The organism is Brevundimonas sp. NPDC090276 (genome assembly GCF_044772165.1).
Classification (GTDB): Bacteria; Pseudomonadota; Alphaproteobacteria; order Caulobacterales; family Caulobacteraceae; genus Brevundimonas.
Genome location: NZ_JBIVYK010000001.1, coordinates 181205 through 197794 on the forward strand (window position 1 = coordinate 181205; position 16590 = coordinate 197794).

Annotated in this window: 14 protein-coding genes and 1 pseudogene; 3 read left to right on the forward strand and 12 right to left on the reverse strand. The window is 68.9% G+C overall.

Going from position 1 to position 16590, the window contains the following annotated elements:
- Positions 1–19: 19 nt before the first annotated feature.
- The 5 genes from ACIQTU_RS00815 to ACIQTU_RS00835 form a co-directional block, all read right to left on the reverse strand.
- Complete coding sequence (locus ACIQTU_RS00815; protein ID WP_400540914.1) at positions 20–619, reverse strand: helix-turn-helix transcriptional regulator; 600 nt, start codon at positions 617–619, stop codon at positions 20–22.
- A 230-nt stretch (positions 620–849) separates the two neighbouring features.
- Positions 850–1407 carry a NifU family protein gene (locus tag ACIQTU_RS00820; protein WP_400543696.1) on the reverse strand — a complete coding sequence of 186 codons (558 nt, stop codon included), beginning with the start codon at positions 1405–1407 and terminating at the stop codon, positions 850–852.
- Positions 1408–1569: 162 nt separating this feature from the next.
- Complete coding sequence (locus ACIQTU_RS00825) at positions 1570–2037, reverse strand: universal stress protein (protein ID WP_400540917.1); 468 nt, start codon at positions 2035–2037, stop codon at positions 1570–1572.
- 224 nt (positions 2038–2261) lie between these two features.
- Positions 2262–7121 carry an NAD-glutamate dehydrogenase gene (locus ACIQTU_RS00830; protein WP_400540920.1) on the reverse strand — a complete coding sequence of 1620 codons (4860 nt, stop codon included), beginning with the start codon at positions 7119–7121 and terminating at the stop codon, positions 2262–2264.
- Between the two features lie 405 nt (positions 7122–7526).
- The gene (locus tag ACIQTU_RS00835; RefSeq protein WP_400540923.1) at positions 7527–8687 is read right to left on the reverse strand and encodes an AI-2E family transporter; all 1161 of its coding nucleotides are present in this window, start codon (positions 8685–8687) and stop codon (positions 7527–7529) included.
- A gap of 114 nt (positions 8688–8801) precedes the next feature.
- Here ACIQTU_RS00835 and ACIQTU_RS00840 point away from each other — a divergent pair, with 114 nt between their 5' ends.
- Positions 8802–10319, forward strand: a complete 1518-nt coding sequence (locus tag ACIQTU_RS00840) for a helicase HerA-like domain-containing protein (RefSeq protein ID WP_400540926.1) — start codon at positions 8802–8804, stop codon at positions 10317–10319.
- Positions 10320–10676: 357 nt separating this feature from the next.
- Here ACIQTU_RS00840 and ACIQTU_RS00845 read toward each other — a convergent pair whose 3' ends face one another.
- A complete protein-coding gene (locus ACIQTU_RS00845; protein WP_400540929.1) occupies positions 10677–11789 on the reverse strand; it encodes an MltA domain-containing protein in 1113 nt (370 codons plus the stop codon).
- The gene (gene timA, locus ACIQTU_RS00850) at positions 11789–12403 is read right to left on the reverse strand and encodes a TIM44-related membrane protein TimA (protein WP_400543699.1); all 615 of its coding nucleotides are present in this window, start codon (positions 12401–12403) and stop codon (positions 11789–11791) included. Before timA ends, ACIQTU_RS00845 begins: the two co-directional genes overlap by 1 nt.
- A gap of 226 nt (positions 12404–12629) precedes the next feature.
- Here timA and secB point away from each other — a divergent pair, with 226 nt between their 5' ends.
- Together secB and ACIQTU_RS00860 are read left to right on the forward strand one after the other, a co-directional pair.
- Complete coding sequence (secB, locus tag ACIQTU_RS00855) at positions 12630–13151, forward strand: protein-export chaperone SecB (RefSeq protein ID WP_400540932.1); 522 nt, start codon at positions 12630–12632, stop codon at positions 13149–13151.
- 106 nt (positions 13152–13257) lie between these two features.
- Positions 13258–13545 carry a putative quinol monooxygenase gene (locus ACIQTU_RS00860; protein WP_400540935.1) on the forward strand — a complete coding sequence of 96 codons (288 nt, stop codon included), beginning with the start codon at positions 13258–13260 and terminating at the stop codon, positions 13543–13545.
- Here ACIQTU_RS00860 and dnaQ read toward each other — a convergent pair.
- From dnaQ to ACIQTU_RS00885, 5 genes and pseudogenes are all read right to left on the reverse strand, one after another.
- Positions 13542–14276 carry a DNA polymerase III subunit epsilon gene (dnaQ, locus tag ACIQTU_RS00865; RefSeq protein ID WP_400540938.1) on the reverse strand — a complete coding sequence of 245 codons (735 nt, stop codon included), beginning with the start codon at positions 14274–14276 and terminating at the stop codon, positions 13542–13544. The genes ACIQTU_RS00860 and dnaQ overlap by 4 nt on opposite strands.
- Positions 14277–14313: 37 nt before the next feature.
- Complete coding sequence (locus ACIQTU_RS00870; protein ID WP_400543702.1) at positions 14314–14700, reverse strand: aminoglycoside phosphotransferase family protein; 387 nt, start codon at positions 14698–14700, stop codon at positions 14314–14316.
- A gap of 41 nt (positions 14701–14741) precedes the next feature.
- Positions 14742–15137: pseudogene (locus tag ACIQTU_RS00875) on the reverse strand (aminoglycoside phosphotransferase family protein); the annotation flags it as partial.
- Positions 15134–15754 carry a dephospho-CoA kinase gene (gene coaE, locus ACIQTU_RS00880; RefSeq protein WP_400540941.1) on the reverse strand — a complete coding sequence of 207 codons (621 nt, stop codon included), beginning with the start codon at positions 15752–15754 and terminating at the stop codon, positions 15134–15136. The gene coaE and the pseudogene ACIQTU_RS00875, both read right to left, overlap by 4 nt.
- Complete coding sequence (locus ACIQTU_RS00885; protein ID WP_400543705.1) at positions 15751–16590, reverse strand: NAD(P)-binding domain-containing protein; 840 nt, start codon at positions 16588–16590, stop codon at positions 15751–15753. Before ACIQTU_RS00885 ends, coaE begins: the two co-directional genes overlap by 4 nt.

The following is a 16590-nucleotide window of genomic DNA, read 5'->3' on the forward strand; positions in this document are numbered from 1 at the left end:
ACACAACTGTTTCGTTTCATCAATCGTCCAGCCGGGCGACGACCGCGCCGACCGCGCGAGCCTGGGCGCGCGGGATCCGCTCGATCGTCAACAGAGCGCCGGCGCCGCGCACCACCAGTTCGGCCTCGTCCGAGCGCACATAGAGCCGCGCCCGCAGCGAGCCGTCCGCCATCTCGATGACGCAGCCCTGATCGCGACGCGGCCAACGCCCCGGCACATATTCCAGCACCGTGCCCGCCGCCGCCCAGGGCGCCAGGTCGTCGGTGGACAGCTGAAGCCGCCGCCGTTCGCGCGTCGTCGCCGCCTCAAAGGCGCGACCGCGCGCCTCGAGGCCGACTGAAGGCGACCGCGGCTGCTGGGGGGCGGGGGCGGCGCCGACCAGAAGCGCCAGATCCTCGGGCGTGGCGTCCAGGGCGCCGGTCAGGCGGCGCTGGACGTCGGGGCGAAACAGGCCCGGGCGCTTGCCGGCTTCGTACAGACCCCAGCCCTGGCTGGTCATGCCGATCCTCGTGCCGGCCTCGGCCTGGCTCAGCCCTCGCTCACGGCGCAGGGCGGACAGGGCCTCACCGAGAGCGCGGCCCTCGGCGCCGGCGTCATCATCGGATGTGAAACGAGCCATGCGGCGATCATGCCCCACGGCCCGTTCGGACGATAGTGTTTCATGTGAAACAACATCTTTGTGGAGCCGCGGTCAGAAGGCTCCGCCTTCTCGACCCGACGCGGCTTTCTTGTGGGCCGCGGTCGTCGGCCCTCCGGGACCTCCCGACCCGACGCGGCCTGGCGCTTCGCGCGCGCCTCACCTGCGCTCAAGTAGCGAGCCGCCGCGCGACGAGCGATAGCGCCCTTAGCTTAAATGACCTGCTCGACGCTGGTCACCTCGGGGATGTAGTGGCGCATCATCTGTTCCACGCCCGCCTTCAGGGTGGCCGACGAGGAGGGGCAGCCTGAGCAGGCGCCGCGCATGCGCAGGCGCAGGACGCCGGTCTCTTCGTCGAAATGATCGAACAGGATATCGCCGCCGTCCTGGGCCACGGCCGGGCGGATGCGGCTGTCCAGCAGGCCCTTGATCTCGGCGACGATCTCAGTGTCCTCGCCGGCGTCTTCGTTTGAGGCCTCGACGCCGCGCGTCAGCGGCGCGCCTGAGACGAAGTGATCCATGATGACCGACAGAATGGGCGCCTTCAGCGCGCTCCAGTCCGGAGCCTGAAGACCGCGCGTCACCGAGACATAGTCGGCGCCGAAGAAGACGCCCTCGACGCCCTCAAGCTGGAACAGAGCCTCGGCCAAGGGCGAGGCCACGGCCTCGTCGATGGTGCGATATTCCAACACGCCTTCCGGCGCCACGTCGCGGCCCGGCAGGAATTTCAGGACATTGGGGTTCGGCGTGGGTTCGGTCTGGATGAACATGGCCGGGAGATGCGCCCCCACAGCGCCGTCTTCAAGACCCCAGATGTCGCATCCAGCCCATGAAGTGCAATCCTCGCTCCAGCAGCGAGGCTCCGCGAGCCAAGCGTAGCGACCTATAGAAACAGGAAGCCGCCGCGCGGCTTGCGATAGCGACCCTGAGGATTACGCCAGGTCCTCGATGTCTGCCTCGGTCAGTTCGCCGGGGACGATGGTCACGGGCAGCTTGCGCCCGGTGAAGGCGCCGCCCTGCTTCAACACCGCCGAGACCAGGGGCCCCGGACCGCGCGAGCCGGAACCGGCCGCCAGCACCAGGATCTTGATGTCGGGGTCTGCGCCCACGGTCTTGCGGATGGCGCCCTGGGGGTCGCCCTCCTCAATAATGAAGACAGGGGCGGAGCCGGACTTGGCGGCGGCCTCCTCGCCGATGCGGGTCAGCAGCGCCTCGGCCTCCTCGCGCTGCTGGCGGCGGATTTCGTCGCGGACGCCGGACCAGTGCTCGTCGGAGCCGCCGGGCAGGGCGCGCAACAGGACCACGCGTCCCCCGGTCGATTTGGCTCGACGCGCAGCGTAGCCCAGGGCGGCGCCGAACTCGGGGCTGTCGTCGACGACGACAAGGAACTTCCTGGGCATGGGTCTTTCCGGCCTTGCGGATCTCTGAACAGCGGCGACCACCTAACGCCATGCCGCCGCAAACGCCAAGGCCCGCCCGTCTCGTCGCGAACGACGAAACGAGCGGGCCTCTTTAGGTAGATGTCACGCGACTGCGCTCAAGAAGCGAGCCGCCGCGCGGCGAGCGATAGCGCCCTAAAGAGAGCGAGCGACCGCGTCACGAGCGTGGCGCTCTTGGGAAGCTCCTAGCTTCCCAAGACCTCGCGAATGGCCCCGTTGGCGATGGTCAGCTTGGCGAAGGTCCAGCCAGCGCCCGAGGTTTCGATCTCGTCCACCGCAGCGCGCAGGGATTCGACCTGACCGATGCGGGCCCCGATCCAGGCGTCGACGGCCTGTTCGGCGACAGCTTCGCCGGCGCCCGCCGCCTCGGCCGAAGCCTGGGCCACGGCGCGGGTCAGTTGTTGCTGCTCGGCCATCAGGTCCTGGATCAGGCGACGCACGGCCAGACGGTCGAAGTGGTCGCCCGACGGGATCGAGCCGGCCGCCACGCGCAGGCGGTCGAAGTCGAAGGCGGCGCCGACCTGGTGATAGAGGCGGGCCATGGCCGGCGCGCTCCAGCCCAGTTCCGCGGCCAGATCGCCGATGTCGGCCGTGGCCACCATGGGCTGCAGCAGGGCGATGTCGCGGGCCAGGTCTTCCGGCGCGCCCAGGCCGACGAAGGTCGCGACGCGGGCCTCGTACTGACGCTGTTCGAAGCGCGACAGCACCTGCGGCCCGGCGGCGCGCAGGGCATCGGCGGCCGGCTGATAGGCTGCGATCATGCCGCCGACCGTCGTCTCGGTGCGGGCCGCGCGACGCGCCAGCCAGTAGGTCTGACGACGCAGGACCAGGGCGATCTCGCGATAGAGGGCCGTCTGGGCCTCGGCCGGGATCTTCAGGTCCAGCGCCGACACCGCCTTCCAGGCCTGGTCCAGACGGAAGACCTGACGGGCCGTCTCGAAGGCCGTGACCATGGCCGCCGTGTCGCATTCCGCCGCCGCGCGCAGACGGTCGGGGAAGGTCGCGCCCGCCATGTTGACGATCTCGTTCGACAGCACCGTGGCGATGATGTCGCGGCGCAGGCGGTGGCCCTTCATGTCCTCTTCGAACTTCGCCAGCGGGGCCGGGAAGTAGTGGACCAGCAGGCGCTCGAAGAAGGCGTCGTCTGGCGCCGAGGAGCCGACGATCTCGTCGAACAGCTCCAGCTTGGAATAGGCCGTCAGCACCGCCAGTTCCGGACGGGTCAGAGCCGCGCCCTGCAGCTTCATCTCGGCCATGCGGGCGTCGTCGGGCAGGTATTCCACCGCGCGGTTCAGCTTACCGATGGCCGTCAGGTGCTGCATGAAGGCCTGCTGGGCGTCCAGGGCCTCGGCGCCTTCGGCCTGTTGCAGGGTCAGGGCCAGGGTCTGGTCGTAGTTGTGGGCCAGCACCTTGTCCGCGACCTCGTCGGTCATCGACTTCAGCAGGGCGTTGCGGTCCTCGGCCTTGAGGTGGCCCGAGGCGATGGCGCCGCCCGTGAGGATCTTGATGTTCACCTCATGGTCGGACGAATCCACGCCCGCCGAGTTGTCGATGGCGTCGGTGTTCAGACGCGCGCCCGCACGGCCCGCCTCGATGCGGCCCAACTGGGTCATGCCCAGGTTGGCGCCCTCGCCGAGGACCAGCGCCCGAACTTCGCCGCCGTTGATGCGGATGGCGTCGTTGGCCTTGTCGCCGGCCTGGGCGTTGGTTTCGCCCGCGCCCTTGATGTAGGTGCCGATGCCGCCGAAGTAGAGCAGCTCGGCGCGGGCCTTGAGGATGGCCTGCATCAGGGTGGTCGGGTCGACGGTGTCGGCCTCGATGTCCAGCAGGGCCTTGATCTGCGGGGTCAGGGCGATGGTCTTGGCCGAGCGCGAAAAGACGCCGCCGCCTTCCGAGATCAGGCTCTTGTCATAGTCCTGCCAGCTGGTGCGCGGGGTTTCGAACAGGCGCTTGCGCTCTTCCCACGACCGGGCCGGATCCGGGGTCGGGTCGATGAAGATGTCGCGGTGATCGAAGGCGGCCACGACCTGGGTCGCCTTGGACAGCAGCATGCCGTTGCCGAAGACGTCGCCGGACATGTCGCCCACGCCGACCACGGTGAAGGGCTCGGACTGGATGTCCTTGCCCATCTCGCGGAAGTGGCGCTTGACGGCTTCCCACGCGCCGCGCGCCGTAATGCCCATCTCCTTGTGGTCGTAACCGGCGGAACCGCCCGAGGCGAAGGCGTCGTCCAGCCAGAAGCCGTAGGACTGGCTCACGCCGTTGGCGATGTCCGAGAAGGTCGCCGTGCCCTTGTCAGCGGCCACGACCAGATAGGGATCGTCGCCTTCCCAGGCCACGACATTGGCCGGCCGCACCGGGGCGCCTTCGCCGACGATGTTGTCGGTGATGTCCAGCAGGCCGGACAGGAAGGTCTTGTAGGCGCGGATGGCTTCGGCCTGCAGGGCGTCACGATCGCCGCCCACCGGCAATTGCTTCGGATAGAAGCCGCCCTTGGAGCCGACCGGCACGATGACCGAATTCTTGACCTGCTGGGCCTTCACCAGACCCAGGACTTCGGTGCGGAAGTCGTCGCGACGGTCCGACCAGCGCAGACCGCCGCGCGCGACCGGGCCGAAGCGCAGGTGAACGCCCTCGATGTGCGGGGCCCAGACGAAGATCTCGCGGAAGGGCTTGGGCAGAGGCAGGTCTTCCAGCTCAGTCGCGGCGATCTTGATCGAGATGTAGGACTTGGACCGGCCTTCGGCGTCGAGCTGATAGAAGTTGGTGCGCTTGATGGCGCCGATCAGCAGGGTGAGGCGACGCAGCACCCGGTCGTGATCCAGGCTCTTCACGTCCTGCAGCAGGGCGATGATCTTGTCGTTCAGCTCGGCGACCAAGCCTTCGCGCTCGACGACGCTGCCGCCATGGGACGGGTCGAACTTGGCCTTGAACAGCGACAGGATGGCGCGCGCCACGTCAGGGTATTCGCGCAGGGCGGCTTCCTGCACCGGCTGCGACGGGTCGAGACCGGTCTGCTGCCGATAGCGGGCCAGGGTGCGGATCAGGGCCGCCTCGCGCCAGTCGACGCCCAGCTCCAGCACCAGACGGTTGAAACCGTCGCTTTCGGTGCGGCCGGTCCAGACCGCCGAGAAGGCGGCCTCGAACGGGGCCTTGATGTCGGCGAAGGTCAGGGCCTCGCCGCGCGGATCTTCCAGCAGGAAGTCGTGGACGAAGATGGGGGCGTCGCCGACGGGACGAACCACGTGGTCCGACTCTTCCAGCGTCTTCAGGCCCATGTCGGCCAGGATCGGCAGGACGTCCGACAGCGGCACTGCCGAGCCGCGGCGATAGAGCTTGAAGCGGAACTGCAGCGAGGTCTCGTCCGCCGTGCGGAAGGCGCGGACGGCCACCGGCTCGGCGTGGACGCCGTCGCCGGCCGAGCCGTCGTTCAGGCGGTCGAACTGCTCCAGATCGGCCACGGCCTCGGCGGCGTCATAGCGGTCGCGGTAGGAGACGCCAAAGCTCTCGGCCCATTTGGCGCTGGTCGGACCGACGGCGACTTCGTCCACGTCGGCGGCGCGCAGGGCGGTTTCAAAGCGGTCGATCCAGCTGCGTCCGGCCTCGGCAACCTCGGCCTCGAGAGCCTTGAGATCGGGGTTCAGGTGAGCGCCCGGCTCGACGCCGATAATGTAGTGGACGCGCGTCAGCGGCTGGTCCGTCAGTTGCGGATACCAGGCCGAGACCCGACCGCCCCAGGCCCTGGCCAGGATGCCGCCGATGCGCTGGCGCAGGCCGGCGTCAAAGCGTTCGCGCGGGATGAAGCAGAGCACGGAGACGAAGCGATCGAACGGATCCTGACGCGAGAACAGGCGGATGCGCGGGCGGTCGTAGAGGTGCAGGATGCCCAGCGCCGTCTCCAGCAGCTCGTCCTCGCTGATCTGGAAGAGTTCGTCGCGCGGGTAGTTCTCGAGGATGTTCTTCAGGCGCTTGTAGTTGTGGCTGCCCGGGGCCTTGCCGGCGCGCTCCAGGGCATTGGCCACCTTGCGCCGGATCAGCGGCACTTCCTTGGCCATCTTGTCATAGGCTTCAGCGGTGAACAGGCCGACGAAACGGGTCTCGCCCGAGGCCTTACCGTCCGCGCCGTAACGCTTGACGCCGACATAATCCATGTAGGCCCGGCGATGGACGCGCGAGCGGATGTTGGCCTTGGCCACCGTCACGGGATCGCTGAGGTCCAGCTGACGCTGCATGGCGGCGGTCAGGACGGCGGGTTCCGATGCGCGGCGCAGCACGCGGCGCTCGGGGTCGCCGAGAACACCGAGGCCTTGGTCGGAAACCTCCAGCGGGGCCTCGGGGGCGTAGCCGCCGTCAGCGTTGCGCGGATAGGCGTAGTCACGAGCGCCCAGGAAGACAAAATGGTCGCTCTTGGCCCAGCGCAGGAAGGCGATGTTTTCTTCCAGAACGGCGGGGTCGACAGCGGCGGGCGGCGCGGCCTCCAGTTGTTCGACCGCGTCGCGCATCGACTGGACCATGGCGGCGTGGTCCCCCACGGCGGCGCGCACGTCGGCCATGGCCTGGGCCAGGCCTTCGCCCAGGACATCGCGACGTTCCTGGGGCAGGGGGTCGACGACGACGATGATCAGCGAGTCGCGACGACCGGCCTCGATCTCGGCGATGGGGTGGAAGAGGGCGCGGACGGTGACGCCGGCGTCGGCCAGTTCGCCCAGCACGCTGTCGACCAGGAAGGGGGCGTCGTCCTGCAGGATCAGGACGCTGTCATAGCCGGTCGGGGCGCCGTCGGCGCCGATCAGGGATCCGACGGTGACACGGGCCGGTTCGCCGGCCTGACGCGTCTTGGCCGAGCGCCAGACCGAGGCCAGCAAGGCGGCCAGATCGTCGCCGCCCAGTTCCGGCGTCTCGTCGGCGGCGTAGTCGTCGAAGGCCTGAGCAAGGAAGGACTTTTCGGCAGCGCCCGGCGGGCCGTCGACAATGCGCGCGTAAGCCGCCTCCAGCGCCTCCAGTGTGGCTGGCGTGGCGGAAACAGTGCGCGAAGCGGCGGACATGGTGAGGTCTCGGACAGCACGGCCAGCGGCCGCAGGGGTTTTGACCGCGTCACCTTAGCGCGGCTGGCGAAACTGGCTAGGCCGCCAAAGGCGACTAAGACCCTGAATTCCTGTGTGCAGCGCACCATGTTGCGCGAGAGGCCCACTGCGGAGTGTTTCCTCCTCAACAAGGCCACATTGACGACAACAACAGCCCCAATTCCGCCCTGATCCGGGCAGCGCGGCTGAACATAGGGCCCTAAAACGAACAAGGCCGTCGAACGTAAACGCTCGACGGCCTGCTCGGGTCCGGCGCAGGAGGGGGAGGGAGCGCCGGTCCTCTGGACTTCGCGGCCGGAGGGGGAGGGGAGGCCGCGTCGTCTGATTGGAGAGATAGTCGGCAGATATGGCGGATCAAGGGCAGGATCAGCCTTCATTCCGATCTTTTTCATGCGGCGCCTTGCCGCGCCCCCACAGGCGCTTGAACCAACCATCCTCGCCCTCCTTGCGCGCCTCGGCCTTGCGCGGCGCATAGGGCTCGCCGTCGCCGGACAGCAGGACCGCCATCCAGCGCGAGCCCTTGAACTCAGCCAGGATGGCCATGGCCATGACCGCCAGCGGCGTCGACAGGAACATGCCCGGCACGCCCCACATCTTGCCCCACAGGGCCAGGGCCAGCAGGACCACCACCGGGTCGATGTTCTGGTTGTCGCCCTGCATCCGCGGCTGGATCATGTTGCCGACAATGAAAAGCAGGGTCTGCAGCCCCACCAGCAGGATCAGGGCTGGCCAATAGCTCTCGAACTGGACCAGGGCGAACAGCGGCGGGGCGCAGCCCGCGATCGCGCCGCCCAGCACTGGAATAAAGCCGACGATGAAGATGACGAAGGTCCAGAACTCGGCGTTCTGAAGCCCCACGGCCCGCATCAGAATCCAGGCCACGAAACAGATCATGGCGCCGGTGACGGCCTGGACCCACAGATAGCCCTCGACCCCGCCGCGCACCCGGTTGAACACCTCCAGCGCCTCGTTACGGGCGCCCCGGTCGGGGAACATGGCGACGATCTTCTTGCGGAAGCCCGCCTGCGAGGCCAGCAGGAAGCCCAGATAGACCATGACGAAGAAGGCGCCCGAGGCCACGCCCTGGGCCTGGAAGGCGGCGCTGGTCAGCCAGCCGCGCATATCGATCCCGGCCAACAGGTCCTGCAGGGTCGGCGGATCCTTGACCCCGACCAGGCCGCTGACGTCGGCGATAATGTGGTCCAGACGCGGGCCGATGCTGGCCGACACCCCCGAGGCGTCGGTGAAGAAGCCCGCCGCTCCGTCGACGATGATCCAGATCGACAACAGGAAGCCCAGCACCACGACGATCAAGGCCGCCGCCCCGGCGAAGCGCGAGGGCACGGGGGTGCGATGTTCGATGGCCCGCTTCACCCCGTCGATCATGATCAGCAGGAAGATGGCCATGGCCAAGGGGGTCAGGATGTCCCTCAGCCAGTAGAGCGCCGCCCCGCCCGCCACGACGGCGATCAGGACCAGAGCGTTGCGCGCGACCGAGGAGGTCGGAACCGTAATGGGCAGTTTCATGAGCGGGACTGTCTGCGGCGTCGGGGAGAGCGTCAATCGCTGTAAAGCCGCACGGTTCCGCCTTGCAGGCCCGACGCGGTCGGATAACCATGCGCCCAGACGCAGGAGACCCGCATGACCGACAGCCCCGCCGCCCTCTTCCTCGGCCAGTCCTTCGAAGGCGCCGCTGAAAACCTGCTGTTCAAGCGCGCCAACCGCCACGGCGTAGTGGCCGGCGCCACCGGCACCGGCAAGACGGTGACCCTGCAGATCATGGCCCAGGGCTTTTCCAACGCCGGCGTCCCGGTCTTCTGCGCCGACGTGAAGGGCGACCTGTCGGGCATCAGCCAGCCGGGCGACATCCAGAAGTTCGCTGAGCGCGCCGAAAAGATGGGGCTGAGCCTGACCGGCAAGGCGGCGCCGGTCGTCTTCTGGGACCTGTACGGCGTCAAGGGCCATCCGATCCGCGCCACCGTGTCCGATGTCGGCCCGGTGCTGCTGGCCCGGATGCTGGAGCTGAACGACGTGCAGGAAGGAGTCCTGACGGTCGCCTTCCACGTCGCCGACAAGGAGGGCCTGCTGCTGCTGGACCTCGAGGACCTGCGCGCCCTGCTGGCCTATGTCGGCGAGAACGCCCAGACCATCGGCCGCGAGGTCGGCAATGTCTCGCCCACCTCCATCGCCGCCATCCAGCGCGCCCTGCTGCAACTGGAGCAACAGGGCGGCGACGCCTTTTTCGGCGAGCCGGCCCTGCGGCTGGAGGACATGATGCGCACCTCGCTGGACGGGCGAGGCCAGGTCAATGTGCTGGACTCCACCCGGCTGATGAACAGCCCGCGCCTGTATGCGGCCTTCCTCCTGTGGCTGCTGTCGGAGCTGTTCGAACAGCTGCCCGAGATCGGCGACCCGGAGAAGCCGCGCCTGGTCTTCTTCTTCGACGAGGCTCACCTGTTGTTCAACGACGCGCCCAAGGGCCTGCTGGAAAAGGTCGAGCAGGTGGTGCGCCTGATCCGCTCCAAGGGGGTCGGGGTCTATTTCGTCACCCAGAACCCGGCCGATATTCCCGACACCGTCCTGGCCCAGCTAGGCAACCGGGTGCAGCACGCGCTTCGCGCCTATACCCCCGCCGAACAGAAGGGCCTGCGCGCCGCGGCCCAGAGCTTCCGCACCAACCCCGCTTTCGACACGGCAGAGGCCATCCAGGCCCTGGGTGTGGGCGAGGCCCTGGTCTCGACCCTGGACGATAAGGGGGCGCCGACCGTGGTGGCCCAGACCAAGATCCGCCCGCCGGATTCGCGCCTGGGCCCGGCGACCGAGGCCGAACGCGCCGCCGTCATGGCCGCCAGCCCGGTGCGCGGGACCTATGACACGGCGGTCAACCGCGAGTCCGCCGAAGAGGTTCTGAAGGCCCGCCGCGCCCAGGCCGACCGCATCGAGGCCGAAACCGCCGCCGCCTCGGCCCAGGCCAAGGCCGCGGAGAAGGCCGCCCGATCGGCCCCCGCACCGGCGCGCGAACGCGCCGCTCCGCGGGCCCGGACCTCCAGCCGCCAGACCCCGATGGAGGCCCTGACCAAGTCCGTCCTGCGCACGGCCGGCTCGACCATCACCCGCGAACTGCTGCGCGGGGTCCTGGGCAGTCTGAAGCGGCGGTAGGGGCAGTCAACAAAGGGTGGGAAGCGGACTAGTGCGTAGCGGCCATTCCATTTGCAAAGTCACGCGATGAGCTCTGACGAAAAGCAGACCCAACGACTTCGCTACTTTGAAGGGCTTGGTTGCACCGGCATGCTCATCTGCACAGTGATGCTCATTGCCGCGCCATTAATCGTCTTGAGCTCTTGTCCGCCTGAGGGGTGCGAACGAGTCGCTTGGCATTTCCTAGCTCTTCACATGAGCGCCAGCGGCGCAGGTTTGATCGTTTTCGAGCTTCTGCGACGGTATGGATCAGCCGCACTAAAAAGGCGCGGCCATTAGGTTCGCTATGGGTCAAAGACAGGCTCCGACCTCCCCGCCTTACCCCTTCGGCGTCAGTCGCCACATCCTGAGCGGATGGCGCACCGCGCCGGCTTCGGCCCCCGCCGCGTCGCCGCGGCCGATGTAGAGGTCGGCGCGGACGGGGCCGCGGATGGCCGAGCCGGTGTCCAGGGCCATGACCAGGCCGCGATAGCTGGCGCGGGCGCCGATCAGATTGCCGCCGTCGGCCTCGATCCACACGGCCTCGCCATAGGTCCAGCGCGAGGGGTCCACGGCCACCGAGCGGCGGGCGGGCAGGGGGACGCCGGCGGCGCCGGTGGCCTCATTGCCGTCGTCGGGGCTGACCCCGAAGAAGATATAGCGCGGGTTCAGGGCCATGACCGCGCGCGCCTCGGCCCCGCGATGGGCCGACAGCCAGCCGCGAATGGCGTCGCCCGAGGTTCCGTTCTGGGGCAGCAGGCCGCGCTCGGCCATCGGCCGGGCGATGCCGACGAAGGGCTTGCCGTTGTCGGCGGCGTAGGCGGCGCGCAGGCGGGCGCCGTCCGGGAAGGTCAGGGTTCCCGAGCCCTGAATCTGCAGGAAGAAGAGGTCCTCGGCCCGCATCCAGGCCAGGGCCGAGGACTGGGCCGAGCCCGCCTCGATGGCGGCGCGGTCGCCGACCTCGGACAGGTTGGACGGGCGGCTGAGGACCGGGGCGTCGAACTCGGCGTCCGGCGTGCGGCGGGCGGCGTACTCGGGCGCAAAATAGGCCGTCAGCAGACCGGCGCGGCCGTCGTCGGTGCGGGCTTCGGTCGCGACGAAATTCGTCTCTAGGAAGGCGCGGGCGTCGCTGGGGCTGGCCCGGCGCGCGGCCAGGTCGCGGGCGCGGGCGCAGACGGCCTCGGCTGCCCCGCCCCGGGCGCGGACGCAGCCGGCGACATAGGCGTTGAAGGCGGCCAGATGATCTTCCTCGGCCCAGCCGGGCAGGGCGGTCAGGCTCAGCCCCTCGACCGGGACCGGCGGCGTGATCGGTCCCGGGCCGGGTCCCGGCGGCGGCACGACCGGCGGGGTCGAGGCGCAGGCCGCCGCGAACAGCAGAAGCGACAGGACGCCGAGTTTCGTCACGCCCGACCGCCCCATTTGCGAGACGGGCGCCACGGCGACGGCGCGCATCAGGCGCTGGCCGGCTCGACGCGGGCTAGGGCCCAGTTGGGATCGGCGGCGCCGAGGGCGCGCTCGAAGGTCCACAGCTCGGCGGTGCGGCGCTCGTCGGTCGTCGCCTCGCCCTCGGCGGGGGTGACGGTGCTGCGCATCTCGGCCAGGAAGCGGACCTTGGCGACGGCGCGGTCGTCGCGGACCGTGGCCAGTTCCAGGTCGGCGCGGGGCGTGTGCAGGAACTCGGCCTGTTCGCGTTCGCCGCGCGCCTCTCGGGCGGCGATGCCGGCCTCGAACGAGGTCATGACCGACGGCGTCAGCAAGGGGCGCAGGGCCTCGCGGTCGCCGGAGGCGTAGCCCCGCACGATGGTCTCATAGGCCTGACGCGCGCCCTCGAGGAAACGGGCCGGATCGAAGCCGGGATCGCGCGCCTTCAGCCCGGCGACAGCGGCGGCGGTGGCCGCGTCCAGCCCCGGCGCAGCCGCGGTCGGCGCCGGGCCGCCCAAGGGGGCGGTCTGCGGCAGACGGGCGTCTTCCTGCGGCTGGCGCCCGACCTTCTTGCCCAGGACGTTGTAGAGCATGAACAGCAGCACCGCGGCGACGATGGCGAACATGACGATCTGGAATTGGATGGGCACGGGCTTCACCTGATTGGCGCGCGCCCAAAGGGGGATCGACGGGCGCGCATCTGTTGCTGTGAGGATTAGGGGGCGTTCCCGCCGGGCGCAAGGCGAGGGGGGCTCAGAACGCCGGTCTCGCCGTTGCGGCCAATAGCCTCGCCGTGGTAGTCGCGGACCCTTCATCCCGGGCCCGGAGCGGTCCGGCGTCCCTCGATTTCAGACTGACGGCTTATACTTCATGACCGACGCCACCGCCCCCGCCGACACCGCCGCCAACGGCCAGACCGAGCCGACGCAGGGCCAACCCGCCGGTCCCGGCTTCCGCATCATGGCGCAGTACGTCCGCGACCTGTCCTTCGAGAACCCGCGCGCGCCGGAAAGCCTGCGCATCGAAGGCAAGCCCGCCATCGACATGGGCGTGGAAATGAACGCCGCCGGTCGTCCCGACGGCCTGTTCGAAGTCGACCTGAAGCTGTCGGTCAAGGCGACCGGCGACGACAAGAACGCAGTGTTTCACGTGGAACTCGTCTACGGCGGCCTGTTCGCCCTGAGCGGCGTCTCGCCCCAGGACATCGAGCCCCTGCTGCTGATCGAGTGCCCGCGCTACCTCTTCCCCTTCGCGCGCCAGATCATCGCCCAGGCCACCTCGGACGGCGGTTTCTACCCGCCCTTCATGGTCGACCCGATCGACTTCGCCGCCATCTACGTCGCCCGCCAGCAGCAGATCGCCAGCGGCCCGGCCGAAACCGGCCAGGCATAATTCATAAGAAAGACCGCTAACGCGAGGCGCGCGGCGCCTCGCTGCTTGAGCGGAAGATTGGGGGGCGTCCTTGGGGGCGTCCCCTTTTCTATGCAGGGAGACTGTGGTGCTGAAGGTCATCGCCGAGGACTTCATCAAGCCCGAGCATGTCGAGACGGTCATGCCGCTCTACCGCGAACTGGTGCGGATGACGCGCGCCGAGCCGCTATGCGTCGCCTATGATCTGTTCACGGATCAGCGCCAGCCCGGCCACTTCGTCTTTATCGAGGAATGGCCCGATCAGGCGGCGCTGGACGCCCATTGCGCCAGCGAGCATTTCCGCCGCCTGGTGCCGCAGATCGACGCCTATCAGGACAAGCCCGGGACCTACATCCTGATGGACCCGGCGGTTTAGGCCGCCGCTTCGTCCTTGGCATCGACCTCGACCGTCACGCCGTAACCGGCCCACAGGCTGTGGTCCTTCAGCGTGGATTTCAGGAAGGCCAGATGCGCCGCCTGCTCCGTCTCGGTCGAGCGGAAGGGCAGGGGATTGGGCCGCGCCCCGTGGCTGACCGAGGCGGCCGCCGCCACGGCCTGGGGGCTGCGGGCCGAGGTCAGGTCCAGGGCCCTTTCCTTGCCGCCGCGAAGTTCGAGGTAGACCTCGGCCAGCAGGCGGGAGTCGATCAGGGCCCCGTGCAGGGTGCGATCGACCAGCGAGATCTTGAAGCGCTTGCACAGGGCGTCCAGCGAGTTGGGCATGCCCGGAAACCGCTTCTGCGCCAGCTGAAGGGTGTCGATCCACCGCTCCTGCGGCGGCGGCTTCTGGCCGATGCGGCTATACTCGAAGTCGATGAAGTTGCGGTCGAAGTTGGCGTTGTGCGCGATCAGGGGCGCGTCGCCGATGAACTCCAGCAGGTCGGCTGCGATCTCGTGGAACTTGGGCGCGTCCTTGACGTGGTCGTCAGTGATGCCGTGCACACGGATCGCGTCCGGCGGGATCAGGCGCTCGGGATTGACCAGTCGGTGAAAGGTCCGACCCGTGGGCAGAAGGTCATAAATCTCGATGCAGCCGACCTCGATCAGACGGTCGCCCGTCTTGGGATCGAAGCCTGTGGTTTCGGTGTCGAGAACGATTTCGCGGGCCATGCCCCTTAATGCCGGTCTTCGATCCTTTGCGAAAGGCTCAAGCCGCGTCCGAGGCGGCGTTCAGGGCCGCCTGAATGGCTTGCGCTGCGGCCAGGCTGCGCTCCGCCTCGGCGACGTCGCCGTCCTCCAGATGCCAGGCCGCCGACAGACAGGCGTGACAGAAGCCGTAGCCGAGCACGGCCGCGACGGGCCGCTGCACCGCCGGCGCCAGAACCTCGGCCAGACGGTGCGCGCGGGCTGGGTCCGTGCGCAGGTCCTGACGCTCCAGCGGATTGTAGAGCAGATTGGCCGCGTCATAGGCTGGGTCGCCGATGAGGCCGTGCGGATCGATGGCCAGCCAGCCGCGTCGCCCGAACAGGATGTTGTCGTGGTGCAGGTCGCCGTGCAGCGGCTGAACCGGCCCGCCCGCCAGGGCCGTAAACAGGCGCCGGCCATGGCGAAGAGACCGCCTTCGCGTTCGACCGCCGTGGTCAGGGCGGCGAACCGATCCGTCATGGTTTGCAGGCCCCCGGCGCGACGGGTCGAAGGGGCGTGCAGGCGGCGCAGCACCTCGGCGGCGATCAGGGTCGCGGCGGCGTCCCCTTCCTGATCCAGCACCTGGGTCAGGGTTCGTTCGCCCGCGTCCTCCAGCATCTGCCAGACGCCATCGACGGCCAGCAATCGCACGGCGCCCAGGCCCTCGCGCCAACCGAGATAGGCCGTAGCATGGGCGGCCTCCGACGCCGCCAGGGCGCTGACGCGTTTGATCACGACCGCGTCGCCGTCCAAACGACGCGCCCGCCAGACCTGGCCGCCAATGCCCTCGGCGAGAGGCGTCGTCACAACGACGCCCCAGGCCGTCGGCAGGTCTGGCGGCGTCATGGCTCAATGCGGACGGGCTTGGTCCAGCCCGGCGATAGAACCGTCTCGACGACCTGGCGCACCTGATCGCGCGCGGCGTCCAGCCCTCGGCCCGTATCGATCAGAAAATCGGCGCGGCGGCGTTTCTCAGCGTCGGGCAGTTGTCGGGCCAAAATGGCCTCGAAGCGGTCGCGGGTCATGCCGGGCCGGGCCAGGACACGCGCGGCCTGGACCGCGGGATCGGCGGCGACCACGACCACGGCGTCGACGAAGGCATCCCCGCCGGTTTCGAACAGCAGGGGGATGTCGAGCACGGCCAGCCGCACGCCCTCGGCCCGGGCCGCCGCCAGATCCTGCGCCCGATCCTGCGCTACCAGAGGATGGACGATGGCTTCCAGACGCTTGAAGGCGCCTTCGTCGCGGCCCAAGGCCTCGGCGAGACGCGTGCGGTCGACGGCGCCGTCGACGACCACGCCGGGGAAGGCCTGACCCAGGGGTTCGACCGCCGCCCCGCCACGCGCATAGAGGCGATGCACGGCGGCGTCGGCGTCCCAAACCAGTGCGCCTTCGTCGGCGAACATCCGCGATGTCGTCGACTTGCCCATGCCGATCGAGCCCGTCAGGCCCAGGATAATCACGCGGCTTCTCCCAGATGAGCCAGCAGCAGGGTGCGCAGATCCAAAGACGGCGGCGGGCGACGGAACAGGGCCATGAACAAAGGCGCCGCCTGACCGATCAGCATGGCCAGGCCGTCCACCGTGGTCAGACCCCGCGCCCGCGCCGCGGCCAGAAAGGGGGTGACGACGGGCTTGTAAGTCATGTCCATGACGACGGCGGTCGGCTTCAGCACCGACAGATCGATGTCAGGCCGCACGCTCAGGGCGTTGATGACCAGATCGGCCTCGGCCAGGGCGATTTCGCCAGCGACGCTGACGGCTGGTCCCAGATCGGCGGCCAAGGCCTCGGCCCGGTCGCGCGAGCGGTTGAGGATGCGGATGCTAGCCCCCGCCTCGATCAGGGCGCCTGCACTCGCGCGTGCAGCTCCGCCAGCGCCCAGCATGACCACGACGGCGCCCTTCAAATTGAGCGCCGGAGCCTGTTCAGACAGGGCGTAGAGAACGCCGACGCCGTCGGAACTGTCCGCCAGCACGCGGCCGTCCTGAAAGACCAGAATATTGGCCGACCCGGTCGCCTGCGCCGCGGCGCTCGCCTCATCGGCCAATGCGAAGGCCTGTTCCTTGAAGGGAGCGGTGACGTTCAGACCCTGAACCAGACCCGCGCGCCCGGCGGCGACCAGGATGGCGAACCCGGCCGCGTCTTTCGGCGCGAACGGCATATAGGCGCCGTCGATATCGTCGGCTTCCAGCCAGGCATTGTGGATCACCGGACTGAGCGAATGCGCCACCGGCTGACCGGCGATGCCCGCCAGAACGGCGGCGCCGGTGATGCGGTTCTTGCCGAGGGAAGGGGACAA